This is a genomic window from Kitasatospora sp. Ki12, assembly GCF_054601375.1.
The window spans coordinates 1,246,664-1,270,981 of record NZ_BAAIHT010000002.1 but is presented as its reverse complement, the minus strand read 5'-3'; the positions used below and the strand labels follow the sequence as shown (position 1 = coordinate 1,270,981).

General features: G+C 73.5%; 25 protein-coding genes. 15 read left to right on the top strand and 10 right to left on the bottom strand.

Annotated features, from left to right (window positions below; translation table 11 throughout):
- Positions 1-49: 49 nt before the first annotated feature.
- Both ACYP53_RS23275 and ACYP53_RS23270 read left to right on the top strand, forming a co-directional pair.
- Positions 50-1,165, top strand: a complete 1,116-nt coding sequence (locus ACYP53_RS23275; protein ID WP_459648804.1) for a serine hydrolase domain-containing protein — start codon at positions 50-52, stop codon at positions 1,163-1,165.
- A 189-nt stretch (positions 1,166-1,354) separates the two neighbouring features.
- Positions 1,355-1,627: a hypothetical protein gene (locus ACYP53_RS23270; protein WP_189918903.1), complete on the top strand. Its 273-nt coding sequence runs from the start codon at positions 1,355-1,357 to the stop codon at positions 1,625-1,627.
- Between the two features lie 110 nt (positions 1,628-1,737).
- On the opposite strand, the gene ACYP53_RS23265 is transcribed toward ACYP53_RS23270, so the two are convergent.
- The 3 genes from ACYP53_RS23265 to ACYP53_RS23255 all read right to left on the bottom strand — a co-directional run bounded on the left by ACYP53_RS23265 (position 1,738) and on the right by ACYP53_RS23255 (position 3,832).
- Positions 1,738-2,307, bottom strand: a complete 570-nt coding sequence (locus ACYP53_RS23265; RefSeq protein ID WP_459648803.1) for a DUF5994 family protein — start codon at positions 2,305-2,307, stop codon at positions 1,738-1,740.
- Positions 2,308-2,512: 205 nt separating this feature from the next.
- Positions 2,513-2,926, bottom strand: a complete 414-nt coding sequence (locus ACYP53_RS23260) for a MarR family transcriptional regulator (RefSeq protein WP_189918899.1) — start codon at positions 2,924-2,926, stop codon at positions 2,513-2,515.
- A gap of 63 nt (positions 2,927-2,989) precedes the next feature.
- A complete protein-coding gene (locus ACYP53_RS23255) occupies positions 2,990-3,832 on the bottom strand; it encodes an NAD(P)H-binding protein (RefSeq protein ID WP_189918897.1) in 843 nt (280 codons plus the stop codon).
- A 104-nt stretch (positions 3,833-3,936) separates the two neighbouring features.
- Between ACYP53_RS23255 and ACYP53_RS23250 the strand changes: the two genes are divergently transcribed.
- Positions 3,937-4,461: a MarR family winged helix-turn-helix transcriptional regulator gene (locus ACYP53_RS23250; RefSeq protein WP_189918895.1), complete on the top strand. Its 525-nt coding sequence runs from the start codon at positions 3,937-3,939 to the stop codon at positions 4,459-4,461.
- A gap of 93 nt (positions 4,462-4,554) precedes the next feature.
- On the opposite strand, the gene ACYP53_RS23245 is transcribed toward ACYP53_RS23250, so the two are convergent.
- Positions 4,555-4,986: a peptidoglycan-binding domain-containing protein gene (locus tag ACYP53_RS23245; RefSeq protein WP_189918893.1), complete on the bottom strand. Its 432-nt coding sequence runs from the start codon at positions 4,984-4,986 to the stop codon at positions 4,555-4,557.
- 782 nt (positions 4,987-5,768) lie between these two features.
- On the opposite strand from ACYP53_RS23245, the gene ACYP53_RS23240 reads away from it, so the two are divergent.
- Both ACYP53_RS23240 and ACYP53_RS23235 read left to right on the top strand, forming a co-directional pair.
- Positions 5,769-6,158 carry a peptidoglycan-binding domain-containing protein gene (locus ACYP53_RS23240; protein WP_189918891.1) on the top strand — a complete coding sequence of 130 codons (390 nt, stop codon included), beginning with the start codon at positions 5,769-5,771 and terminating at the stop codon, positions 6,156-6,158.
- Positions 6,159-6,309: 151 nt separating this feature from the next.
- The gene (locus ACYP53_RS23235) at positions 6,310-6,693 is read left to right on the top strand and encodes a hypothetical protein (RefSeq protein ID WP_189918889.1); all 384 of its coding nucleotides are present in this window, start codon (positions 6,310-6,312) and stop codon (positions 6,691-6,693) included.
- 90 nt (positions 6,694-6,783) lie between these two features.
- On the opposite strand, the gene ACYP53_RS23230 is transcribed toward ACYP53_RS23235, so the two are convergent.
- Positions 6,784-7,272, bottom strand: a complete 489-nt coding sequence (locus ACYP53_RS23230) for a glutathione peroxidase (RefSeq protein WP_189918887.1) — start codon at positions 7,270-7,272, stop codon at positions 6,784-6,786.
- A 144-nt stretch (positions 7,273-7,416) separates the two neighbouring features.
- Positions 7,417-9,189 carry a glyoxylate carboligase gene (gcl, locus tag ACYP53_RS23225; RefSeq protein WP_189918967.1) on the bottom strand — a complete coding sequence of 591 codons (1,773 nt, stop codon included), beginning with the start codon at positions 9,187-9,189 and terminating at the stop codon, positions 7,417-7,419.
- 778 nt (positions 9,190-9,967) lie between these two features.
- Between gcl and ACYP53_RS23220 the strand changes: the two genes are divergently transcribed.
- The gene (locus ACYP53_RS23220) at positions 9,968-11,542 is read left to right on the top strand and encodes a SulP family inorganic anion transporter (protein WP_189918885.1); all 1,575 of its coding nucleotides are present in this window, start codon (positions 9,968-9,970) and stop codon (positions 11,540-11,542) included.
- A gap of 95 nt (positions 11,543-11,637) precedes the next feature.
- A complete protein-coding gene (locus ACYP53_RS23215; RefSeq protein WP_391551720.1) occupies positions 11,638-11,934 on the top strand; it encodes an MTH1187 family thiamine-binding protein in 297 nt (98 codons plus the stop codon).
- Positions 11,935-12,019: 85 nt separating this feature from the next.
- Here ACYP53_RS23215 and ACYP53_RS23210 read toward each other — a convergent pair whose 3' ends face one another.
- Positions 12,020-12,493, bottom strand: coding sequence for a DoxX family protein (locus tag ACYP53_RS23210; protein WP_459648802.1), 474 nt, complete (start codon positions 12,491-12,493; stop codon positions 12,020-12,022).
- A 164-nt stretch (positions 12,494-12,657) separates the two neighbouring features.
- On the opposite strand from ACYP53_RS23210, the gene ACYP53_RS23205 reads away from it, so the two are divergent.
- The 3 genes from ACYP53_RS23205 to ACYP53_RS23195 all read left to right on the top strand — a co-directional run bounded on the left by ACYP53_RS23205 (position 12,658) and on the right by ACYP53_RS23195 (position 15,606).
- A complete protein-coding gene (locus ACYP53_RS23205) occupies positions 12,658-13,245 on the top strand; it encodes a TetR/AcrR family transcriptional regulator (RefSeq protein ID WP_189918862.1) in 588 nt (195 codons plus the stop codon).
- 79 nt (positions 13,246-13,324) lie between these two features.
- Positions 13,325-14,848 (top strand): MFS transporter, encoded by a 1,524-nt coding sequence (locus ACYP53_RS23200; RefSeq protein WP_459648801.1) that lies wholly within the window; start codon positions 13,325-13,327, stop codon positions 14,846-14,848.
- Positions 14,845-15,606, top strand: a complete 762-nt coding sequence (locus ACYP53_RS23195) for an SDR family NAD(P)-dependent oxidoreductase (RefSeq protein ID WP_459648800.1) — start codon at positions 14,845-14,847, stop codon at positions 15,604-15,606. Before ACYP53_RS23200 ends, ACYP53_RS23195 begins: the two co-directional genes overlap by 4 nt.
- Positions 15,607-15,803: 197 nt before the next feature.
- Here the strand turns inward: ACYP53_RS23195 and ACYP53_RS23190 are convergent, their stop codons facing one another.
- Positions 15,804-16,490 carry an SMI1/KNR4 family protein gene (locus ACYP53_RS23190; protein ID WP_459648799.1) on the bottom strand — a complete coding sequence of 229 codons (687 nt, stop codon included), beginning with the start codon at positions 16,488-16,490 and terminating at the stop codon, positions 15,804-15,806.
- Between the two features lie 306 nt (positions 16,491-16,796).
- Here ACYP53_RS23190 and ACYP53_RS23185 point away from each other — a divergent pair, with 306 nt between their 5' ends.
- The 3 genes from ACYP53_RS23185 (at position 16,797) to ACYP53_RS23175 (ending at position 20,082) form a co-directional block, all read left to right on the top strand.
- The gene (locus tag ACYP53_RS23185) at positions 16,797-17,717 is read left to right on the top strand and encodes a carbohydrate ABC transporter permease (protein ID WP_459648798.1); all 921 of its coding nucleotides are present in this window, start codon (positions 16,797-16,799) and stop codon (positions 17,715-17,717) included.
- Positions 17,714-18,616, top strand: a complete 903-nt coding sequence (locus ACYP53_RS23180; protein ID WP_459648797.1) for a carbohydrate ABC transporter permease — start codon at positions 17,714-17,716, stop codon at positions 18,614-18,616. The genes ACYP53_RS23185 and ACYP53_RS23180 overlap by 4 nt, the downstream gene beginning before the upstream one ends.
- 68 nt (positions 18,617-18,684) lie before the next feature.
- Complete coding sequence (locus tag ACYP53_RS23175; RefSeq protein WP_189918855.1) at positions 18,685-20,082, top strand: ABC transporter substrate-binding protein; 1,398 nt, start codon at positions 18,685-18,687, stop codon at positions 20,080-20,082.
- 127 nt (positions 20,083-20,209) lie between these two features.
- On the opposite strand, the gene ACYP53_RS23170 is transcribed toward ACYP53_RS23175, so the two are convergent.
- Positions 20,210-20,488, bottom strand: coding sequence for a helix-turn-helix domain-containing protein (locus tag ACYP53_RS23170; RefSeq protein ID WP_189918853.1), 279 nt, complete (start codon positions 20,486-20,488; stop codon positions 20,210-20,212).
- A gap of 51 nt (positions 20,489-20,539) precedes the next feature.
- On the bottom strand, positions 20,540-21,019 hold the full coding sequence (locus ACYP53_RS23165; protein ID WP_459648796.1) for an LppU/SCO3897 family protein: 480 nt from the start codon (positions 21,017-21,019) through the stop codon (positions 20,540-20,542).
- A 356-nt stretch (positions 21,020-21,375) separates the two neighbouring features.
- Between ACYP53_RS23165 and ACYP53_RS23160 the strand changes: the two genes are divergently transcribed.
- Positions 21,376-23,403, top strand: a complete 2,028-nt coding sequence (locus ACYP53_RS23160) for a HelD family protein (protein WP_459649814.1) — start codon at positions 21,376-21,378, stop codon at positions 23,401-23,403.
- 142 nt (positions 23,404-23,545) lie between these two features.
- A complete protein-coding gene (gene map, locus ACYP53_RS23155) occupies positions 23,546-24,313 on the top strand; it encodes a type I methionyl aminopeptidase (protein WP_189918849.1) in 768 nt (255 codons plus the stop codon).
- Positions 24,314-24,318: the final 5 nt, after the last annotated feature.

The window sequence follows — 24,318 nt, the reverse complement described above, 5'->3', positions numbered from 1 at the left end:
ATCACAACGGTTCCGCGTCCCGCATCGCGGGAGGACGACCGTCGTCGCCGTGGCCGCCGGCGCCCTTTCGGTCGGCGTCATCGCGGCCGGCGCGCTCGCCCCGGCCGCCGTCGCCGCCCCGGCGCCCGCCAAGCCGGACGCCGTCCAGGTGCTGCTGGACGCGGCGGTCAGCCCCGACCGGGTGCCCGGCGCGCTGGCCGCCGTCCGTGACGAGGCCGGTCGCACCCGTACCTACACGGCGGGGGTCGGGGACCGGGTCACCGGTGCGAAGGTGCCCCGGGACGGCCAGGTGCGGATCGGCAGCATCACCAAGACGTTCACCGCGGTGGTCGTGCTGCAACTGGTCGGTGAGGGCGAGATCGGCCTCGACGACCCGGTCGAGAAGCACCTGCCCGGTCTCGTCCGGGGGAAGGGCATCGACGGGAACCGGATCACGGTGCGTCAACTCCTGCAGCACACCGCCGGACTTCCCGAGTACGAGCCGGACGTCACCGAGTCCATCCTCCGGCGCCGCTACGTCTCCCCACGCGACGCCCTGGACATCGCGCTGCGGCACGAAGCGGCCTTCCCCCCGGGAACGGCCTGGGGGTACAGCAGCACGAACTACCTGGTGGCCGGCCTGATCGTGGAGAAGGTCACCGGTCGGCCCCTCGCCGAGGTCATCGACCGCCGCGTCATCCGGCCCATCGGGCTGCGCCACACCTACCTTCCCGCCCCCGGCGAGACCACCCTCCGGGAACGCCACCCCCGGGGCTACCGCGCGGACGGCCCGGGCGGAGCGCTGCGCGACGTCACCGAGATCGACCCCTCCGCGGCCTGGGCGGGTGGTGCGATGGTGTCCACCGACTCCGACCTCGCCACGTTCTTCGCCGAGCTCATGCGTGGCCACCGCCTGCTCGCCGACCCCCAGCTCCGGCAGATGCGTGCCACCGTCGACGTCGGGGGGCCCGGCTCCGGCGACGGCTTCGGGCTGGGGATCATGCGGACGACGCTGTCCTGCGGCACGACCGTGTGGTTCCACAACGGCGGCATCCCGGGCTACGGGACCTGGAGCGCCGCCACCGAGGACGGACGCGCCGTCGGCGTCGCGCTGACGGTCGAACCGACGAGCATCACCGACCTCGATCCCGCCAGGAACGCCATCGACGCCGCCCTGTGCCCCTGAAGCAGACCGACGCCCCCGCCCCGGGCCGTCCGGCCGGTGGGCCTCCGCGCCGGTTCTCCCGACCGGACGGGTCGGCCCGGCGCGGGCGGAGTACCGTGGGGATGTCGGGGCGGCCCGGAGGCCGTTCCCCGACGGTCGGGCCTCGCTCGGCGGGGCCGGGCGTGAGTCCAGGAAAGGCGGGACGGAACGATGTCCGTCTACGTGAAACTCTCGGCCGAGGCCAGGGCCCCGGCCGAACCGTCGAAGGGGCCGCTGGACCTGCAGTACGAGGACGGCGCGGACGGCGTCACCTTCGAGTACGACCTGCATCCGAGTGGCGCGCTGCGCGTCCTGCGGGTCTTCGAGGACACGCCGTACCGGATCGAGGTGTGCTTCGGCCCCGGCGCGTGGCTCCAGGTCGTGGGCTCCTACCTGCGTAGCGCCTCCGACTACGGACGGCGATCCGGATCGGATGAACCGTAAGGCCGCCGAACCGTGAGGCCGCCGAACCGTGAGGCCGCCGAACCGTAAGACCGCCGAACCGTAAGGCAACGCCCGCCGGGGCGCACACACTCCCGGGCGGCTCCCGTCGGCTACGCGGGTACCGGCCAGGAGGCGGCCCGGCTGCGGGCGACATCGGCCCGTCGGCCCGCCTCACCGGCGCCGTCGGAGGGGGCGACGGCCGACGGCAGGAAGGCGGAGCGGGACCGCGGCCCTTGCGCGCCGCCGCCCGTCTCCACGGCGAGCAGAGCGCTCGCGGCCACGGTGTTCGCGGGACTGGAGGCCTCGGCCATCAGCCGGGCGGCACCGACGGCGTCCGTCTCCGGCGGGACGACCAGCAGGTTCAGCCGACGCGGGGCGTACGAGAACACCGCGATCGTGTGCTCGTCCTGCTCGGCGCTGAACCAGCCCGCGTGGACGGTGTGCCCGGCGACCGGGATCCGCGGGGGGATGACGGGCCACTGCGCGGGGTTCACGGTGATCCGGGTGATCCGGCCCCACTGCTCGTCGATGTCGGCGGCCAGGGCGGGGAGTTCGAGGAGAAGATCACGCGAGCGGGGCCACCAGGCTCCGTCCAGGCGGCCGGGCCGCACACCACGGGGTGCGAGGGAGAGCCGTGCGGTGGGATCCGGGGCGGTGGGCGTCGTCGCACGATCGAGCATCGTGGTCATGATCAAGGGCCTGTCCCCGGGCCCGGTCCACGGGGCCGGGTCCGGTATTGCCGTTCGCCGGAGACGACGCCAGTATCCGGTGCCAGCATGCGGAGTGCCTTCGGTGATGTCCAGGTTACTCCCGGTCCGGCCCGGACCCGTCATGTTCGCGGCAGTGATGTTCTCCGCCGTTGAGCGCGGGGCGGCCCGGGCGGGGTCAATGTCCGGCTCCGCTCTCCAGGTTGTGGGTCATCCGCTCCAGGACGGTGACGGCGATCCGGTACTCCTCGTCGGTGATGCCGGCCGCCGACCGCTCGCGGAAGGCGTCGACGCGTTCGGCGACCTGGGCGAGGCGGGCGCGGCCGTCGGCGGTCAGGGCGAGGCGGCCCGGCTCCGGGCGGGCGGCCCAGTCGCCGGCGAGGACGGTCTCGACGGCGTCGGCCAGGGCGTCGGCATCGGCGTTGGCGGCCAGCACGGCCAGGATCCGGGTGTCGGTGGCCCGCGGGTCGTCCGCGACCACGTTGAGGACCTGCCAGGCGAGTCGGGTGAGGCCGAACTCGGCCAGCATGGAGTTCATGTGGCCGGTGAGGGCCTTGTCGGTGCGGTTGAGCCAGTAGCCGATGGGCTTCATGTCGTGCTCCTGCGAGGGTCGGTGACGTCGGGGGCGGGTGTCGCCGAGGGGGGCGGGCGCGGATCAGCGCGGGGTGAAGGCGGCGACGTTCTCGCGGGCCCACTGGTGGAAGGTGCGGGCGGGACGGCCGAGGAGGGTCAGGGTGGTGTCGGCGATGGCCGCGGGACCGTGGTCGGCGGCCTGCCACAGGTCGAGCAGCGAGGAGACCATCGGCGCGGGCATGTGGGCGCCCATCTGCTGCTCGGCCTCGGCGCGGGTGATCCGCTCGACCGGGATCTCACGGCCGAGGGTGTCGGCGAGGAGGGCGAGTTGCTCGCGGAAGGTGAGCGACTCGGGGCCGGTCAGGGTGACCGATCGGCCGGTGAGGGAGGTGCCGGTCAGTGCCTCGACGGCGATGTCGGCGATGTCCTCGGGGTGGATGGGAGCGATGCCGGCGTCCGGGTAGGCGAGCCGGACCGGCATCGACCGGCCGATGAAGTGCGCCCAGCCGAGGGCGTTGCTGGCGAAGGCGTCCGGGCGCAGGAACGTGCGGGTGAGGTCGGAGTCGGCGAGGGCGCGCTCGACCCGGAGGCTGTGGCTCGCGAGCGGGTCGTTCGCGGCGTCGGGGCCGAGGACGGAGGACGAGGAGAGCAGGACGACGTGCTCGACGCCGGCGGCCTCGGCGGCCTTGACCAGCTCGTGGATGCCGGCGGGCTGGGGGTAGAGGAAGACCTGGCGGACGCCGCGGAGCGCGGCGTCGAAGGTCTCGGGCCGGTCGAGGGAGAGCTCGGCGACCTGGACACCCGTCGGGACGGTCAGTTCGGCGGGGTTGGCGCTGGCGGCGCGGACGGTGAGGCCGGCGGCGTGCAGGCGGTCGATGACGGCTTGGCCGACCTTGCCGCGGGCGCCGGTGACGAGGATGGTCATGGAGGGCTCCATTCATTGCTTGCTGACACATGCATGCTCGCATGCACATATTTGTTAGTCAACACATGCCTTCGTGGAGTCATCCATGTCGGTACGATGGGGGCATGACGAAGCACGAGCCGAAGACGGCGGACGAGCTGCTGGACGCCGTGGGCCCGGCCTTCGGGAAGCTGCGGCGCTCCTCGCTCCTGGACGTCGAGGACCCGATCTCCCAGAAGGACCTCAGCCGCACGCTGGTGCTCCGAATCGTGCTGGAAGCGGAGCAAGGGGCCGAGCAAGGGGCCACGGCGAACGAGTCGGCCGCCGGTGAGATCACCGTCGGCGCGGTCGCGCGCCACCTGGGGGTGGACCCGTCGGTGGCCAGCCGCATGGTCTCCGACTGCATCTCGGCCGGCCATCTGGTCCGTGAAGCCTCCCAGCAGGACGGCCGCCGCACCGTCCTCCGGCTGAGCCCCGGAGGCCGCGAGCTGATGGCCCGCTTCGGCCGCCACCAGCGTTCGGCCTTCGAGCACATCACCGCCGACTGGACCGAGCGGGAGCGCCTGGAGTTCGCCCGCCTCATGCTCAAGTACGTCGACTCCCAGGACGCCCTCCGCCACCGCTCCCCGGGCGAGGACGCTCCGCGCTGAGCCGCCCGGCGGCTCGTTCCGGACCGTCGCCGGTGGTGGCCGCCGGGTGGTGTCCGGGACGCGAGGGGCGCCCGACACCACCCGGCCGGGTGCCTACGCGCCGTACATGTGGTCGCTGGGGACCTGCCAGTAGCAGGAGCCCGGGCCGTCCCACGGGGTCCCGCTGTAGGAGGGGTCCCCGTAGACGAGGATCTGGTGACCGGTGATCGGCCCCACGACGCCGTCCTGGTCGTAGTTCCAGTGCGCCTGGAACCAGCGGACCTCGGCCTCCGTCTTGGGGCCCCACTGACTGTCCTCGTCGAGCGACCAGTACGGGGCGGAGCCGCGGTAGGCCGAGCCGTTGTGGTCGAGGTAGTAGTTGATGCTGTGCTGGACGCACCACACGCCGACGCCGGAGGTGGTGTGGCCGGGTCCGATGTAGGACGCGCCGGGGCTGGCGTTGGCCGCGCCCGTGACGCCGAGCACCGAGGCGCCCGCCATCGCCAGCGCCAGGGCGCCCTTGCCGAGTTTGGTCATGATGGTCATCCGCTGTCTCCCGTTCAGCAATCGGTGACACCCGGTCGAGGATCGGGGACGTGTCCGCCCGCGGGCCGACGCCGGGGTTCGTGTCGCGGCCCCCGCCGTCCTGGGTCGCACCGGTCGGTGGCACGCAGGGGGGAGCCGCGTAGGGGGAGCCCGCCCGTGAATCGGCGTGACTCCGGTTGCGCGGAGCCGTGACGACGGCTCTCGCTGGTGGGACAACCTACCGACCGGAAGGCCGGCGCGGCCCGCCGTGCGGACGGCGGCGCGGGGCCGTCCCACCGTCTCACCGCGTCCTGACGAGGTGGAACGGGCGAGTGGACCGTGCCCCCGCGGTGCGGAAGTTGAGACGTCTCACACCGGGGGGCCGGTCGTGTCTCCCCCTGGAATCCCCGGGATCACCGGAATCCGGGGGGCATCCCGGCATCACCCGGCGAGGAGGCGGCGGCGTTGCCGCGGCACGGCCCGCCCGGAGCTGTGAGACGTCCCAACCCACAGGTCAGAGACCCGCGAACACCTGAGACGTTGGGACGGTGGATCAAGGGTTGCCGCCACTGTGACCACCTGTCAGGGTGGTGGCCGCACCCCGGGGCCACGTCCCCCGGAGGCCATCGGAGTCGCCCCGGGACCGTAGCCGCCCTCCGGCGGAACTCGGGCCGGACACACCGCTGTTGGGGCATCCGCGTTCTCGATCGACGCACCCGGGGGGATCCCGGGATCCGTCCGTGCGCTCCCCTGCACGCTCCCGCGGCTCGAACAGCCCGCACCCACCGTAAAAGAGGACCACCATGCTCAAGAAGTCGATCCGCCGCGGCCTGGTCGCGGCCGCCGCCCTCACGCTCTCCACCGCCGCACTGGCCGGCACCGCGCAGGCGTCGACCGGCGCCGCCTGGCTCGGGTACGGCCACACCACCTCGGGCACCGGGGTGTGGTGCGTGCAGCACCTGGTCAACGACTACCTGCGGGCGAGCGGTCAGGCGACGATCTCCGAGGACAGCCAGTGGGGTCCGCGGACCGATGGCGCCGTGCGGAACTTCCAGCAGGTCTTCCTCGGCAGCAGCCAGGCGGACGGCGTCGTCGGCCCGGCGACGGGCAGCAAGCTGCTGAACTACGACTGGACCGACTCGGCCGCCGGCCCCAACGGCTCCTGCCAGCCGTTCGTCCCCACCTACAGCTGATCGGCCCGAGCCGACGACGCCCGGGGAGCGCCCCCGGAGAGCGGCGCGGGTGACCGGCGGGGGACTGCCCCCTCGTCCGCCCGCCGCCGTCCCCTCGATCGCCGTTCCGCCGAACCGGCGGGACGGGACACCCGTAGAGAAGAGGAAGACCATGCGAAACGGACTCAGGAAGCTGGCGGCGACCGGCGCCGTCGGCGTCTCCATGCTGGCCATGTCACTGGTCGGCGCCACGGGCGCGCACGCCGACTCCCAGGACGGCTGCCCCTACCCGTACGTCTGCATCTACGACGGCCCGAGCAGCAGCACCATCGTGGCCGAGTTCCGGGACATCACCAGCTACTACCAGGGCACGCACCACGGGCCGGGCTTCAGCGCCGTCAACACCAGGAACCAGGACACGGTGTGGCTGCGCGTCGACTACGGCGGCGGCTCCGTGGGCTACGAGTGCCTCTCGAACGCGTCCCACGACCAGAACAGCATCGGATCGCTCGGAACCGTGACCGGCATCATGATCACGTCCAACACCAGCTGCTGACGCCCGCCTGATGGCGCCCTGACCGGCCCTGACGGCACACGGACCGGCCCGGACCGCTCAGCGGTCCGGGCCGGTCGCGCGATGGAGGCGTCAGGCCGGGAGGACGGCCTCCAGGGCGGTGATCAGCTCCGGGGCCTCCGGGTCGACGCGGGGGCGGATGCGGGCGGCGACGGTGCCGTCGGGGGAGATCAGGAACTTCTCGAAGTTCCAGGCGACGTCCCCGGCCTCGCCCTCGGCGTCGGCGACCTGGGTGAGCTGCTGGAAGAGCGGGTGGCGGTCGTCGCCGTTGACGTCCAGCTTCTCCAGGAGCGGGAAGGTCACGCCGTAGGTGGTGGAGCAGAAGGTCTGGATCTCCTCGGCGCTGCCCGGCTCCTGCCCGGCGAACTGGTTGCAGGGCACGCCCAGCACGGTGAACCCGCGCCCGGCGTAGCGCTCCTGCAGGCGCTCCAGGCCGGCGTACTGCGGGGTCAGGCCGCACTTGGAGGCGACGTTGACGATCAGCAGCGCCTTGCCCTTGTACTCGGCCAGCGAGGTGGGCTCGCCGGCGAGGGTGCGCAGCGGGATGTCGTACAGGCTCACGGGGGTGGTCCTTTCGGCAGGTCGGAAGCGGGCTCGCGCCCGGGCACACGGTAGCGGCCCCGGACGGGTCAACCGTGCCGGCGCCGCAGGTGTTCCGTGAGCGCGGGGGCGTACGGAGCGGCTCGTACGCCCCCGCGCGCCGGGTCAGAGCGCGAGCGGCTTGACGGCCGTCGGCGCGTGCTCGGGGAGGGTGGCGAGCTCCTCGAACTCGTTGACCTTGTCGATGTCGCTGCCGCTCATCGCGATGTTGGTGACCCGCTCCAGGATCGCCTCGACCACGACCGGGACACGGAACTCGGCGGCCAGCTTCTTGGCCTCCTCGAAGGCGGGCAGCAGGCCCTCCGGCTCGGTGACCCGGATCGCCTTGCAGCCCAGGCCCTCGGCGACCTTGACGTGGTCGACGCCGTAGACGCCCAGCTCCGGCGCGTTGATGTTCTCGAACTCCAGCTTGACCTGGAAGTCGATGTCGAAGTTGCGCTGCGCCTGGCGGATCAGGCCCAGGTAGGAGTTGTTGACCAGCACGTGGACGTACGGGATCCGGTGCTGGGCGCCGACCGCGAGCTCCTCGATCATGAACTGGAAGTCGTAGTCGCCGGAGAGCGCGACGACCTGGCCCTCCGGGTCGGCGGTGGCGACGCCCAGCGCGGCCGGGATGGTCCAGCCGAGCGGGCCGGCCTGGCCGCAGTTGATCCAGTGCCGCGGCTTGTAGACGTGCAGCATCTGGGCGCCGGCGATCTGGGACAGGCCGATGGTGGTGACGTAGCGGGTCTCCGGCCCGAACGCCCGGTTCATCTCCTCGTAGACGCGCTGCGGCTTGAGCGGCACGTTGTCGAAGTGGGTGCGGCGCTGCAGGGTGGCCTTGCGCTGCTGGGTGGAGGCGGCCCACGCGCTGCGGTCCTTGAGCGTGCCGGCGGCCTTGAGCTCCCGGGCGACCTGGACGAAGAGCTCCAGCGCGGCCTTGGCGTCGGAGGCGATGCCGAGCGTCGGGGCGAAGATCTTGCCGATCTGGGTGGGCTCGACGTCGACGTGGACGAAGGTGCGGCCCGCGGTGTAGACGTCCAGGCCGCCGGTGTGGCGGTTGGCCCAGCGGTTGCCGATGCCGAGGACGAAGTCGGAGGCGAGGAAGTTCTCGTTGCCGTAGCGGTGCGAGGTCTGCAGGCCGACCATGCCGGCGTTCAGCTCGTGGTCGTCCGGGACGATGCCCCAGCCCATCAGGGTCGGGACCACCGGGACGCCGGTGAGCTCGGCGAACTCCAGCAGCAGCGCCGAGGCGTCGGCGTTGATGACGCCGCCGCCGGCCACGATCAGCGGGCGCTCCGACTGCTGGAGCAGCGCGATGGCCTTCTCGATCTGGATGCGGTTGGCGGCCGGCTTGTAGACCGGGAGCGGCTGGTAGGCCTCCGGGTCGAAGTCGATCTCGGTCAGCTGGACGTCGATCGGCAGGTCGATCAGGACCGGGCCGGGGCGGCCGGAGCGCATCAGGTGGAAGGCCTGCTGGAAGACGCCGGGGACCTGCGCGGCCTCCAGGACGGTGGTCGCGGCCTTGGTGACCGGCTTGGCGATCGAGGCGATGTCGACGGCCTGGAAGTCCTCCTTGTGCAGCCGGGCGACGGGCGCCTGGCCGGTGATGCAGAGGATCGGGATGGAGTCGGCGATCGCCGAGTACAGGCCGGTGATCATGTCGGTGCCGGCCGGGCCGGACGTACCGATGCAGACCCCGATGTTGCCGGCCGCGGCACGGGTGTACCCCTCGGCCATGTGGGACGCGCCCTCGACGTGCCGGGCCAGCGTGTGCCTGATGCCGCCGGAGGCCTTGAGGGCGGCGTAGAACGGGTTGATGGCTGCGCCCGGCACGCCGAACGCGACCTCAACGCCTTCGAGCTTGAGGATCTCCACGGCCGCGCGGGCGGCTGTCATACGAGGCATCGGGTTTCTCCTGCGTCGGCCCGCAGTGGCTCGGAGGGCTCATCTCCTGAATTCCACCATACGGAAGAACGGTTTCTGTATGTGGAAACAAGGTAGGACGGGCCCCGTCGGGGCGTCAAGGGGGACTTCAACAGAATGTGGAAGCCTTGGCCAGGGCCGTCCAGTGGGCGGAATTCGTACGCGGAGTCGGCATCCGCGCAGGTGTACGCGGGGAAGCGGACGCTCCGCGCCGGGAAGCGCGGCCGGTGTGCAGTGCCGGTGAAGGGACGGTGCCCGAGGTGGGCCGCCCCCGCCGCCCTGGGTACCGTCGGTGGCACGCCGGGCCCGTCAGGTCCAACCGAGGCCGCGGCAGGGGGGGTTGGGGAGCGCAGGGGGAGCGGGGGCTCCGTCGGCGGCCCCGTCCAGGGCCGGCGCGCCCGGTCCGCCGCACCCGAGTGAGGGACGCGCCCCCCGGCCGCACAGACGACCGCACCGACCCGACACCGGCCCGACATCCGCCGCCGTCCTCCGGCCCGCCCGGAGGGAGCCGCGGCCGCACCGCCGTCGCCGCCGTTCCGCGGTCCCTCTCCCCCGTCCCCGCGCACCCGCCCGGTCCCGCCGCCCCGCCCGTACACGGTCCCGCCCGTACACCGCCCCGCCCGTACCGCAATCACCGCACCTCCCGCACCGCACCTCCCCGCACCGCAACGGCGTGCCCGCAGCGGCGGGCGCGCGGAAGGAACGTCCCCATGCGCTGCTGTACCCCCGTCCGACCCCCGGTGGTGACCGGATGACCCGGCCGCCGCACCGGAGCGAGAGCCCGCCGGGCCGCCCCCGGAAGAACGCCCCGCCGGGCCGCCGGCCCCGGCCCCCGATCGCCGCGCTGCGCGCCCTGCCCTGGCGCCAGGACCTGCCCGCCTCGCTGGTGGTCTTCCTGGTCGCCCTCCCGCTCTGCGTCGGAGTGGCCGTCGCCTCCGGCGTCCCGGCCGAACTCGGCCTGGTCACCGGCATCGTGGGCGGCCTGGTGGTCGGACTCCTGCCCGGCAGCAGCCTCCAGGTCAGCGGGCCCGCCGCCGGGCTGACCGTGCTGGTCGCCGACGCCGTCCGCGAGTTCGGCGTCGGCGCGCTCGGCCTGCTGGTGCTCGCCACCGGCCTGCTCCAGCTGACGATGGGCGCGCTGCGGCTCGGCCGCTGGTTCCGCGCGATGTCCGCCTCGGTGGTGCACGGCATGCTGGCCGGCATCGGCCTGACCCTGGTCCTCGGCCAGCTCTACGCGCTCGCCGACCGCCGCGCCCCCGCCACCGGACCGGACAAGATCGCCGGACTGCCCGCCCTGGTGAAGGACGCCCTGACCGCCGCCGCCGAGCCGAGCGCGGTCGCCCTCGGCCTCGGCACCCTGCTGGTGCTGATCGGCTGGAAATACCTGCCGGAACGCGCCGCCCGCGCCCTCCCCGCGCCGCTGGCCGCGGTCGGACTCGCCGCCGCCGTCACCGCCGCCGCGGACCTGCCCGTCGCCCGGGTCCGGGTGGCCGGCCTGCTCGACGTCGTCCAGCTGCCCGACCGCGCCTCGCTCGGCGCGCTGGCCGGCACCGCCGGGATCGGCACCGTCGTCGCCTTCACCCTGATCGCCTCCGCCGAGACGCTGTTCAGCGCCGCCGCCGTCGACCGGATGCACCACGGCCCGCGCACCGACTACGACCGCGAACTCACCGCGCAGGGCGTCGGCAACACCGTCTGCGGGCTGCTCGGGGCCCTCCCGATGACCGCGGTGATCGTCCGCAGCGCGACCAACGTCCAGGCCGGCGCGCGGACCAAGGCCTCCCGTTTCCTGCACGGGTTCTGGCTGCTGCTGTTCACCGCGCTGCTGCCCGGCGCGCTCGGGCTCGTCCCGCTCACCGCCCTGGCCGCCGTCCTGGTCCACGCCGGTGCCAAGCTGGTGCCGCTGCGCCGGATCGCCGCGCTCTGCCGGGGCCACCGGGGCGAGGCGCTGGTGCTCGTGGTGACGGCGGTCGCGATCATCGCCACCGACCTGTTCGAAGGGGTGCTGATCGGCGTCGGGCTGGCGGTGGTCAAGTCCGCCTGGCAGACCTCGCACCTGCAGATCGCCGTGGAGGAGTCGGTGCTGCCGACCGGCCAGGCGCTGCACCGGGTCCGGCTGAGCGGCAACGCCACCTTCCTCCGGCTGCCCCGGCTGCTGGACACCCTGGAACGGCTGCCGGACGACCGGCCGGTGGAGCTCGACTGGTCCGGGCTGCGCCACCTGGACCACGCCTGCACCGTCGCCCTCGCCTCCTGGGCCGCCCAGCACCGGGCCCGCTCCACCGCGCCGCTGGCCGTCGAGCCGCCGCTGCCCACCGTGGCCTGACCGGTCGGCGGCCTGGCCTGGCCGGCTGCCTGGCCTGGTCGGCGGTCTAGCCTGGTCGCGGCCCGGTCTCGGGCCGCGACCAGAGAGGTGGGACTGTGATCGCAGCCTTTTCGGTGACCCCGCTGGGGATCGGCGAGGACGTGGGGGAGGCGGTGGCCGCCGCCGTCCGGGTGGTCCGCGCGAGCGGCCTGCCGAACCGTACGGACGCGATGTTCACCAGCATCGAGGGGGAGTGGGACGAGGTGATGCCGGTGATCCGTGCGGCGATCGAGGCGGTGAAGGAGCACAGCAACCGGGTCAGCACGGTCATCAAGATCGACGACCGGGCCGGGGTCACCGACGGCCTCACCGCCAAGGTCGCCACGGTGGAGCGCTACCTGGCCGAGGGCTGAGCCCGGCCCGGTGGGGCTGGGTACGGCCTGGTGGGTCTGGGCCCGGTCGCTCGAACCCGGTTTCGGGCGACCGGGCCCGTTCCGCTCAGCCCGTCGAGCTCGGCTGCGCGACCGGTTCGGCCGCCGCGGCCGCCGGCTGGCGGGTGAGCAGCCGGTCCAGGGCGTACGGGCCGGAGCCGAGCACCGCGATGGCGAGGAACGCCCAGCAGAACATCACCGAGGCCTCGCCCCCGTTCTGCAACGGGAGCAGCGCGTGCTCCTGGTGGACGGTGAAGTAGGCGTACGCCATCGAGCCGGAGCTCAGCAGGGCGGCCGTCCTGGTGCCGGCGCCGAGCAGTACCAGGATGCCGCCGACCAGCTGGATCAGCGCGGCCCACCAGCCCGGCCACTGGCCGAACGGGACGGTGCCGCCGCCCTTGGCGCCGCCGAGGACGCCGAAGAGCGAGGCGGCGCCGTGGCAGGCGAAGAGCAGGCCGACGACGATCCGAAAGGCCGTCAGTACCAGTGGCCTGGCGGCCTCGGCGGCTTGGCGGGGGGTGTTGGGGGAGCGTGTGGTCATGCCGGAACGCCTCCTGTGTATGGGGAGAAGGAGGGAGAGTCGGTAAGGGTAGGCTTGCTTTTGTTTAATTGTCAATGGTCAGTCATGTGTTGTCACAAGTCGTCAAGTTTCATTGGTGGAGCTTTTCTTGACCGATCGGTCTCGAAAGGACTAGCGTTCAGGTCATGGCGCGAACGAAGGAATTCGACCCGGACGCGGCGCTGCAGACGGCCCTGGAGCTGTTCTGGCGGCGCGGCTACGAGGCCACCTCGATGGCCGACCTGGTCGAGGGCCTGGGCATCGCCCGGGCCAGCATCTACGCCACCTTCGGGAGCAAGCACGAGCTCTACCTGCGGGCGCTGGAGCGCTATGCCGAGCAGACCGACCCGGTGCTGCTGGCGGAGCTGTCCCAGCCGGGGCCGGTGCTGCCGGCCGTGCGGGCGATGGTTCGCCGGTACGCGGAGGAGTCGGCCGGGGACCGGCGGGAGCGCGGGTGCTTCGTCACCAACACGGCCGTCGAACTCGCTCCGCACGACCCGTCGGCGGCCCGCCGGGTGGGGGCGAGCCTCGGGCACCTGGAGGCGGTGCTGACCGCCGCCCTGGTGCGCGCCGAGGCGCAGGGCGAACTGCCCGCCGGGCGGGAGCCGCGGCCGCTCGCCCGGATGCTGATGGTGCTGATGCAGGGCATGCGGGTGATGGGCAAGACCGGCGAGGGCGCGACCCGGGTGCGGGACGCCGCCGAGCAGGCGCTGGTGCTGCTGGGTCCGGAGTGACCCCCGGCGTGGCCGGTGGAGCGGAGTTTTTTTGGGCTCATTCTGGACCGAATGGTCTATATAGGGGAGGGGGCTTTCGATGAGTGTCACCACAGCGGGCCGGTCCGGCTTCGCGCTGCTCGGCGTGGTGCAGGCGGTGCTGATCTTCACGATCATGATCCTCACCGTGCCGCTGCCGCTGGTGGCCCGGGAGTTCGGACTCGGCCCCTCGGGGGTGCTGCTGCTGAGCGCCGCCTACGGGCTCTCCTTCAGCTCCTTGCTGCTCCTCGGCGGGCGGCTGGCCGACCGGTACGGCGGCCGCCGGACGCTCCGCTGGGGCCTGGCGCTGCTCGGCGCCGCCTCGCTGGTCTGCGCCGTCGCGCCCGACTACCCCGTCCTGCTGGCGAGCCGCTTCGTCCAGGGCACCGGCGCGGCCCTCGCCGCCCCGGCGGCGGTCGCGGTGGTCCGGGTGCTGCACCCCGAACCCGCCGCCTACCGACGGGCGATGGCCACCTGGGGAGGCCTCTCGGTACTCGGCGCGACGGTCGGCAGCGTGGTGTCGGGCGCGGTCGCGGCAGCGGTCTCCTGGCGCTGGCTGTTCGCGGTGCCCGTCCTGGTCGCCCTGACCGGCCTGGCCCGCGCCGGCTCACTGCCGGGCGCCGAGCCCGCTGTCGCCGCTGCTGCCGCCGACCCCGCCGGGACCGCAGGGCGCCGCCCGGCCCTCGACCTGCGCGGCGCCGCCCTCGCCACCGCCGGTGTCAGCGCGACGAGTTACGCCCTGGTCGGGTCCACCGAGCGCGGCTGGACCAGCCCCGGGGTCTACGGGCCGTTGCTCGCCGGACTCGCCCTGCTGCTCGCCTTCGCCGCCGCCGAACGCCGCACCGCCGACCCGCTGCTGCCGCCCGGCTTCCTGGCCGACCGGCGCCGCGGCACCGCCCTCGCCGCCGTCATGGCGACGGCCGCCGGCACCGCGCTGACCTTCGTCCTGCTGTCGCTCTACCTTCAGCAGGAGCGCGGCTGGAGCGCCGCGACCACCTCCGCCGCCTTCCTGCCGTACGCGGCCGTCCTCCTGCCCGCCGGCCGCCTGGCCGGTCCGCTGATCGCCCGGTACGGGCCGGTGCCGGTCGCCGCCGGCGGCCTCGCGACGGCGGGGCTCGGACTCGGCCTGCTCGCCGGGCTGGCCCCGGACAGCGGGTACGCCACCGGGCTGCTGCCCGCCCTGCTCCTGGTCCCGGCCGGAGCCGCCGCCGCGTTCGCCGGGGCGGCGGTCCTCGCCGCCGGCGGGGTGGCACCCGGGCGCACCGGCCTGGCCGCCGGAGTGTTCAACACGGCCATGGAACTCGGCCCCACCGCCGCCCTGGCCGCCCTGATGGCGCTCGCCGCCACCCGCCCGAGCGTCGTCGGCGGCTACGCCGCGGCCTTCGCGGCGGCCGCCGCCGGGCTGGCGCTCACCGCCGTCGCGGTCGCCGCCCTGCCCCGAACCACCGCGGAAGCACCAGCCACCGCGGACGCACCAGCCGCCGCGGAAGCGCGAACCACCGCGGTGGTACCAGCCGCCGCCGCGGACACCCGAACCACCACCGCGCCAGAACGCACCACTCACATAGGGGAGTTCACATCATGACCACGCGTTTCGCCGACAAGTCCGTCCTGGTCACCGGCGGTGGCAGCGGCATCGGGCGGGCCATCGCGCTCGCCTTCGCCCGGGAGGGCGCCCGGGTGGCGGTCGCCGGCCGTACCGCCGGCCCGCTCGCCGAGACCGTCGAGCTGATCGAGCAGGCCGGCGGCAAGGCCGTCGCGTTGACCGGCGACGTGGCGAACAGCGAGGACGCCGCCCGGCTGGTCCGCGAGACCGTCGCGTCGCTCGGCGGGCTGGACGTCGCCGTCAACAACGCCGGGGTGATCGGCGCGCTCGGCCCGGTCGCCGACATCGACGAGGCCGACTGGCAGCGGCTGATCTCCGTCAACGTCACCGGCACCCTGTTCGCGATGAAGCACCAGATCGGGCACCTGCGGGCGAACGGCGGCGGCGCGATCGTCAACGTCTCGTCCAACCTGGGTGCTCACCGCCGGGTCCCGGGCGTCGGCGCCTACGCGGCCAGCAAGGCTGCCGTCACCGCGCTCACCCGGGCCGCCGCCCTCGACCACATCGCCGACGGCGTGCGGATCAACACGGTGAGCCCGGGTGCGGTGGACACCCCGATGTCCGGCCGGCCGGGGGAGAGCGCCGTCGAGAAGGCCGAGCGGATGAGGGCCGACGTCCCGGTCGGCCGGGCCGGCGCGGTCGAGGAGATCGCGGCCGCGGTGCTGTACCTGGCCTCGGACGAGGCGGGGTACACCGTCGGCAGCGACCTCGTGCTGGACGGCGGCTCCTCCGCCTGACCCGTGGCGGCCCGATGGTCCGGCGGCCCGGCCCCGGACCGGCCGTCACCCGAACCCCCGCGGCGGCCCGGCCGGCCGGCATCCCGGCGGCCGGACCGCCAACCCCCACCGGGGGCCACCGCCCGACCGCGACCCGAGGGCCGCGGTCGGGCGGGGTTCGTCCCGGGGCTCACCTCGGGCCCGCCCCCGGGGTGGGCTCACTCGCCCAGCCAGTCCCCGGGCACCGCCTCGTACAGGGCCTCCAGGGCCTCCGGGGTGCGGGCCCGGCCCGCCGTCCAGGCGTCCTCGACCACCGAGACCAGCACGTCCGGCCCCCGGTACCAGCGGCAGCCCCGGCCGAGCGCCGGCAGCTCCTCGAAGCCGTCCGGGAGCTCGTCCTCCGACTCGATGAAGTCGGCCAGCTCGTGGTCCTCCAACAGCTTCTCCGTCATCGCCATCACGGCGGCGGCCGTCGAGAAGCGCTCCTCCCAGGGCTCCCAGCGCTCCTGCGACGGGTCGGCCAGGTCCAGCCGGAACACCGTCGGCGGGTCCTCCCGGTCCACGTCGCCGAGCAGCACCCCCCAGTGCGCGCAGCCCTGGTTCTCCGCCCGGTAGACCAGCGCGCCGTCCAGGACGTACAGCTCGTCCGGCGTCAGCAGCACGTCCTGGTTGCTGGTCAGGTCCGCCCGTCGGCCGAACAGCCGGTACGCCTCGCGCAGCGCCGCCGGCAGCCGCAGGCCGAGGCGGCGCTCGGCCGCGTCGAGTTCGGCGTCCGCGAAGCCGTCGTCCGGTCCGAGCGGTTCGCCCCAGTACGCGGCGAAGCCGCTGACGAGGGCCCAGGAGCCCGCGCGGCTGCGCAGACTTTCGGCCATTGCGGCCCGTATGTCGAATTCCGTTTCGTCCACCCGCGCACCGTACGGCACCCCTCCGACAGGCCGACGGACCGCGCGGCGGCCGCTGATCGGCTGCTCAACCGGCTGCTCAACGGCTGCTCGACGGCCGTGCACCGGCCGCTCACCGGCCGCTCACCGGCCGCTCACCGGCCGTCCGGGAGCCCGTCCGGGCGCCCCTCCGGGCACGACCGGCCGAAATCTGACGCGAACGCGTAATCCCGGTGACACCGGTTGATCACCGCGGGGTTTCCGCCGCGTCGTGTGGGCAGGACACGGTTTCGGCCGGAACCGACATCACGAAAGGCGGACGCGCACCGCATGCCGACCGCACCGCACACCGCGCCCCGGGCGGGCCGACGAAACCGCTGGGGTGAACACGGGCTCGCCTGGGCCTTCCTGCTGCCCTCCCTGGTGGTCTTCGTCCTCTTCATCGGCTACCCGCTGGGCCGGACGATCTACCTGAGCGGGCACGCCAACGACCTCTTCGGCGCGCCCTCCCGCTACGTCGGGATGAAGCACTACACCGACCTGCTGACCTCGGCGGACTTCCGCCGCACCCTCGTCACCACGGCGCTGTTCACCCTGTTCACCGTGGTGCCCGGGGTGCTCGGCGCGCTGGTGCTGGTGCTGCTCCTGGAGAACCGGATCCGGGGCGTACGACTGCTGCGCTCCGCGTTCGCGCTGCCGTTCGCCTTCTCGGTGGCCAGCGCGTCGGTGGTCTTCGCGGTGTTCTTCAACCCCGCGAGCGGGGTGCTCAACGGCCTGCTCTCGCACGTTGGCCTCGGCCCGATCGGCTGGCTGACCGACTCCCGCTACGCGCTGGTCTCGGTGGCCGTCACCACGGTCTGGATGAACCTGGGCTACAACGTGCTGGTGCTCTCCGCCGGCATCGGCTCGATCCCCGGCGAGATCGTCGAGGCGGCCCGCATCGACGGCGCGCCGGGCCTGCGGCTGGCCCGCTCGATCACCGTCCCGATGCTCGGCCCCAACCTGTTCTTCCTGACCGTGGTCTCCACCGTCCACGCGCTGCAGAGCTTCGGCCAGATCCACATCCTCACCAAGGGCGGGCCGGACGGCTCCACCCGGACCCTCGTCTACTCGGTCTACGAGAAGGCCTTCGCCTACGGCTCCAGCGACTTCGGTACCGCGAGCGCCCAGGCCGTGGTGCTGCTCGTGGTCGTCCTCGCCTGCACGGCCGTCCAGTTCGGCGTCCTGGAGCGGAAGGTGCACTACGCATGACCGGTACCGTCACCGAAGCCGAGGCGCCCGAGGCGTCGAAGGCGCCCCGCCCGCGCACCCGTACCCTCGCCGGGCGCTCCCCGCGCGACCTGCTCGGCCGCGCCGCCGTCTACCTGCTGCTCGCCGTCGCCGTCGTCACCGTGGCCTTCCCGGTGTACTACGCGGTCGCCGGCGCGTTCATGGGCCCGTCCGAACTCTCCTCGTACCCGCCCGCGTTGGTGCCGCACTCGGTCACCGGGCGGAACTTCTCCGGCGCCGTGGACGCGATCCCGCTGGCCCGTCAGTACGCCAACTCGGCGATCGTGGCCACCGTCATCACCCTGGCCCAGCTGTTCACCTCGGTCCTGGCCGCGTACGCCTTCGTCTTCCTGCCGCTGAAGGCGCGGGCGGCGGTGTTCGGGGTGTTCCTGGCGACGCTGATGGTCCCGTGGGAGGCCATCATCATCCCCAACTACCTGACGCTGTCGGGCTGGGGGCTAGGCAACACCTACTTCGGTCTGGTGCTGCCCTTCCTCGCCTCCGGATTCGGCACCTTCATGCTGCGCCAGGCGTTCCGCCAGCTGCCCGGGGAACTGCGGGACGCGGCCCGGATCGACGGCGCCGGCCACTGGCGCTTCCTGTGGCGGATCGTCGTCCCGCTGAACAAGCCCGCGCTCGCGGCGCTGTCGATCTACGTGTTCCTGTCCGCCTGGAACCAGTACTTCTGGCCGCTGATCATCACCCGCACGGCGAACATGCAGACCCTGCAGATCGGTCTGACCTCGCTGCGCGACTCCGAGATGGCCGACCCCGGACTGATCCTGGCCGGTGTCGTCCTCTCCCTGCTGCCCACCCTCGCCCTGGTGGTCTTCGGCCAGCGCTTCATCGTCCGCGGCCTCACCGCGGGCGCGGTGCGCTGACCCGCTCCACGCGGTGCGCTGACCCGCTCCACGTCCGTCCGTCTGCTTCGACCAGAGAGAGATCCCTCGTGAACAAGAGTGCACGCGCGCTCGCGGCCCTGCTGGTGGCCGGCCTGTCCCTGACCGCCTGCAGTTCCTCCGGCGACTCCGGATCCGGCTCCGGCGGCTCCAACGACGCCGCCGCGCCCGGCGCCCAGGCGCTCGACCAGGCCTCCGGCGTGACCGGCGTCGAGTTCTGGCACTCGATGACCGGCAAGAACGCCGAGGTGCTCACCGGGCTGGTCAACCAGTTCAACGCCGCGCACCAGGGCAAGATCGAGATCAAGCCGCAGTTCCAGGGCAAGTACGACGAGCTGGTCACCAAGTACAAGGCCGCGGTGCAGCAGAAGGGCACCCCCGCCCTGGTGCAGGTCTACGACATCGGTACCCGCTTCATGATCGACTCCAAGCAGACCGTCCCGGCCCAGGCCTTCGCCGACAAGGACGCCTTCTCGCTGGACGACCTGGACGCCAACATCCGCAACTACTACTCGGTCGGCGGCAAGCTCCAGTCGATGCCGTTCAACTCCTCGATGCCGCTGCTCTACCTGAACACCGACGCGTTCAAGGAGGCCGGCCTCGACCCGGCGCAGGCGCCCAAGGACCTCGACGAGCTGGGCGAGCTGGCGAAGAAGCTGACCAAGAAGGACGCCGACGGCAAGACCGTCCGCTACGGCTTCGGCGCCGCCATCTACGGCTGGTTCGTCGAGCAGCTGCTGGCCGAGTCCGGCACCATGTACTGCGACAACGACAACGGCCGCAGCAACAAGGCCGGCAAGGTCGTCTTCGACTCCGCGCAGGGCGCCCGGATCGTCCAGTGGTGGGCCGACCTGGTCAAGGGCGGCTACGCGGCCAACACCGGCCGCACCACCGACGACGCCCAGGCCGCCTTCAAGGCCGGCACGGTCGCGATGCACCTGGAGTCCACCGGCGTGCTGCGCGGCTACACCGAGGCCGCGAAGTTCGGCGTCGGCACGGCGGCCTTCCCGAAGGTCACCGCCGCCGACCAGGGCGGCCCGGTGATCGGCGGTGCCTCGCTGTGGATCAGCGGCCCCGGCCACTCGGACGCCGAGAAGCGCGCGGCCTGGGAGTTCGAGAAGTTCCTGACGGCCCCCGAGCAGCAGGCCGCCTGGCACACCGGCACCGGCTACTTCCCGGTCAACAAGAAGTCCCTGGACGACCCCAAGGACAAGGAGTGGGTGGCCAAGTACCCGCAGTTCCAGACCGCGATCGACCAGCTGAAGGCCACCAAGCCGACCCCGGCCACGGCCGGCTGCCTGCTCGGTGTGATGCCGCAGGCCCGCAAGGGCGTGGAGACCGCGATCGAGCAGACCATCGCGGGCAGCAAGCCGGCCCAGCAGGCGCTGGCCGACGCGGCCAAGGAGCTGCAGCCGGCGATCGAGAGCTACAACAGCTCGGTCGGCTGACCCGCCCGGCCCCGGTGGACGGGGACGGCCCGCCCGGCGCACCACGCGCCGGGCGGGCCGTCGTCCGTCTGTGCCCCGTCCGTCAGCACCTCGTCCGTCAGCACCTCGACCGTCGGCGCCTCGACCGTCAGGCCGAGAGTGCCTCGCCGGGCTCGCCGTCCGCCGGCAGCGCGCAGGCGGAGGCGAGTTCGTCCAGCGACAGGTCGAGCGCGAAGGCCAGCGCCGCGATGGTGAAGAAGGACGGCGTGGGTGCCCGGCCGGTCTCGATCTTGCGCAGGGTCTCGGCCGAGACGCCGGCCACCGCCGCCACCTCGACCATGCTGCGCTCGCCACGCGCCTCGCGCAGCAGCGCCCCGAAGCGCTCCCCGCGCTCGCGCTCCCACGGGGTCAGCGGAGTCCTCACCATGGCGCCGAGTCTACTGCGGGCCACGCCCCGGTTCGGGCCTGCCGCTCGGGCCTACTGCTCGGGCCAGCTGGGGAGGGGGGCCGGGCCGCCGGGGCGCGTGGGGTTCAGGGCCAGGCAGAGGATGACGCTGCTGCTCGAGCGCTCCTCGCTGTAGGAGCCGAAGACCTCCTCCGGCTCGGTGTCGCAGGCGTGCTTGGCGTCACCGTCGTGGACCACCTTGGTGACCTTGAAGTCCGCGGTGGACTTGGAGCAGTCCACGAGCTCCATCTTCGGCTTGGTCCCGTGGCCGAGGTCGTGCACGCAGCTGCCGACCTTCGCGGCCGCAGGCTCGGACTTGCGGGCCTGGGCCGCGACGACCAGGCCGGCGGTGATCAGCGCGACCAGGAAAATCGGTCCCCCGACGCGGCGGCCGATCTTCCGGAACCGGGAGGGCTCGGCCGGGGTGGGGCTTCCGGCCCCCCAGGGCCCCGGGGCGATCGGTTCGGCGGGCTGCGGGGTGTCGTCGACGGGGGCGGTCGGCGGGGTCGTCACGTAGGTTCCTTGCGGTCGGATCATCGGATTGCGCCGCCGAACACTAGCGGATCACCGACCCGCCGGGCGCCACGGCCCCCGGGGCCGCCTCCCCGCCACGGCAGCCGCGACGGCCGACGTCACGGAAGCCGCGACGGAAGCCGCCACGGCAGCCGCCACGGACGACGCCACCGCCTCCGCGCCGAAAACGAATGCCGAGGTGAGGAACTCCGTCACCGGCTTGAGCGTCCACGGTGGGACGTTCGAAGCACCGCACCACGAAGGAGTTCACCGTGTCGCAGGTCGACGCCGCCCAGGCGGACCAGGCCGCCGCCGAGCAGGCCGCTGCCGGACAAGCAGCCGTCGAGCAGGCCCATGTGTCCGCCGTCCACCAGTTGCTCGACGAGCAACTCGCCGGACTGCGCGAGGAGTTGCGGCGCGTACTGAAAGCCCCTGCCGAGGAGGCGGGCGGGGCGCACGCGCGTGACGCCGCCGTCGCGAACCTGACCCGCAGACTGCGCGCGCTGGAGGGGGCCGAGCGGGGCCTGTGCTTCGGCCGGATCGACCACGCCGACGGGACCGTCCTGCACATCGGGCGGCTCGGCCTGCACACCGAGGAGCGGGAGTTGCCGCTGCTCGTGGACTGGCGCGCGGACGCCGCCCGGCCCTTCTACACCGCCACCGCCGCGCACCCGTCGGGCCTGCGGCGACGCCGCCACCTCAGCCTGGACGGCCGGACGGTGCGCGACGTCCGGGACGAGATCCTGGACGGCTCCGAGCCCGCCGCCGGGGACGTGATCGGCGACAGTCCGCTGCTGGCGGCGCTGGAGGCGCGGCGCACCGGCCGGATGGGCGCGGCGGTGTCCACCCTCCAGGCGGAGCAGGACGCCATCGTGCGCTCCCCGCACCGGGGGGTGAGCGTGGTGCAGGGCGGGCCCGGCACCGGCAAGACGGTGGTCGCCCTGCACCGCGCCGCCTACGTGCTCTACGCCTTCCCCCGGGCCGCCGAGCACGGTGTGCTGGTCCTCGGGCCGAACAGCCGCTTCCTGGAGTACATCTCGCAGGTGCTGCCCTCGCTCGGCGAGAACGACGTGGTGCTGGCGACCACCGAGGACCTCGCCGGGGTCCGGGGCGCCGTCGAGGAGGCGCCCGAGGCAGCCCGTCTGAAGGGCGGCGCCGCGATGGCCGAGGCGCTGGCCGGCCTGGTGCGCTCGTTCCAGGCGCCGGAGGGCGACTTCGCGGTCCGGGTGGGCCGGGAGTGGATCCGGCTGGACCGCCGGGAGGTCGAGGCCGCCCGGGCCGAGGCCGTCTCCGACGGTGCGGCGCACAACCGGGCCAGGGCGGTGTTCGCGGAGGAACTGGTCGACGCGGTCGTCGACGCGGTGGCGCGCGGCACCGTCGAGGCGCTGGAGCGGATCGACGCCGAGGTGGTCGAGGCCACCGGTCTCGACCTGGACCGGTTCACCGGGGCGGACCTGCGCAACCTCGGCTACGACGGTGCCGACGCGGCCGGCGGGCACGCCGCCGACGAGGTCGACCTGGAGGCCCTGCGGGTCGAACTCACCGGCAGCGCCGAGTTCGACCGGGCCGTCGACCGGCTGTGGCCGCGCCTGACCGCCGAGCGCGTCGTCAACGCCCTGCTCACCGACCCGGCCGCGCTCGCCGCGCACCACCCGGCGCTCACCGCCGAGGAGCGCCAGCAGCTGCTGCGGACGGCGGACGCGCCGTGGACCGGCGCCGACCTGCCGCTGCTGGACGAGGCCGCCGCCCTGGCCGACGGCCCGCCCGAGCGGGCCTTCGGGCACGTCGTCGTGGACGAGGCCCAGGAGTTGAGCGCCATGCAGTGGCGGATGGCCGTACGGCGCTGCCCGGCCCGCTCGATGACGCTGGTCGGCGACTTCGCCCAGGCCGGCCCGGCGGCCACCGCCCGCAACTGGACCGAGGCGCTCGGCCCCCACCTGGGCACCCGCTTCGCCCTGCACACCCTGACGGTCAGTTACCGCACCACCGAGGAGATCCTGGCCACCACCCGCGAGCTGCTGGCCCGGATCGCCCCCGACCAGCGGCCGGGCACCGCGATCCGGCGCGGCGAGGCCCCGCGCACCCGCGCCGCCCACCCCCGTACCCTCACCGGCGCCGTCACCGACGAGCTGTGGGCGCAGGCCGCGGCCCGCCCGGACGACCTGCGGGCGGTGGTCTGCGCCGACGACCGGGTGGCGGAGCTGACCGCCGCCGGGATCGCGGAGTGGGCGGCCGTGGTGCCCGCCTCCCAGGCCCGCGGCCTGGAGTTCGACACCGTCCTGGTGGCCGGCCCGGACGAGATCGTCACCGCCCGTCCCTGCGGTGAGCGCGACCTCTACGTGGCCCTGACCCGCGCCACCAAGCGCCTCGTCACCATCACGTAGACCAGCGGGCGCCGGTCCGGCGCGACCTCGACGCACCCGGGCCCCGCCGTGCTCCCCGCGGCGGGGCCCGGGTGCGTTCGCCCAACCGTCGACCGTGATACAAATACCGGTATAAGAATTGGATCCAGGGGAGTGAAGCACCATGGTCGAACTCAAGACGGACGCCGCCCTCGACGCGATGCGCGAAGCCGGAAGGGTGGTGGCGGACGCGCTGGCCGCCGTACGGGAGACGGCCGCGGTCGGCGTCAGCCTGCTGGAACTGGACGAGGTGGCGCGGGGCGTGCTGACCGCGGCCGGGGCGAGCTCGCCGTTCCTCGGCTACCGCCCGTCCTTCGCGCCCGTCCCCTTCCCCGCCGTCATCTGCGCCTCCGTCAACGACGCCGTCGTGCACGGCATCCCGGACGGCTACCGGCTGCGCGACGGCGACCTGGTGAGCATCGACTGCGGTGCCGTCCTGGACGGCTGGGCCGGCGACGCCGCCGTCAGCTTCACCGTCGGCACCGCCCGCCCCGAGGACACCGCGCTGATCGACGCCACCCAGCGCGCCCTGGACGCCGGCATCGCCGCCGCCGTCGTCGGCAACCGGACCGGCGACATCTCCCACGCCATCGGCCGCGTCGTCCGCGCCGGACGGTACGGCACCCCGGAGGGCTTCGGCGGCCACGGCATCGGCCGCCGCATGCACGAGGACCCGCACCTGGCCAACACCGGCCGCCCGGGCCGGGGTTACCCGCTGCGCCCCGGCCTGGTGCTGGCCATCGAGCCGATGCTCACCGCCGGCGGCCGCGACGACTACGACACCGACCCGGACGGCTGGACCCTGCGCACCGTCGACGGCAGCCGCGCCGCCCACATCGAGCACACCGTCGCCATCACCGAGGACGGCCCCCGGGTACTCACCCTCCGCTGAGGCCT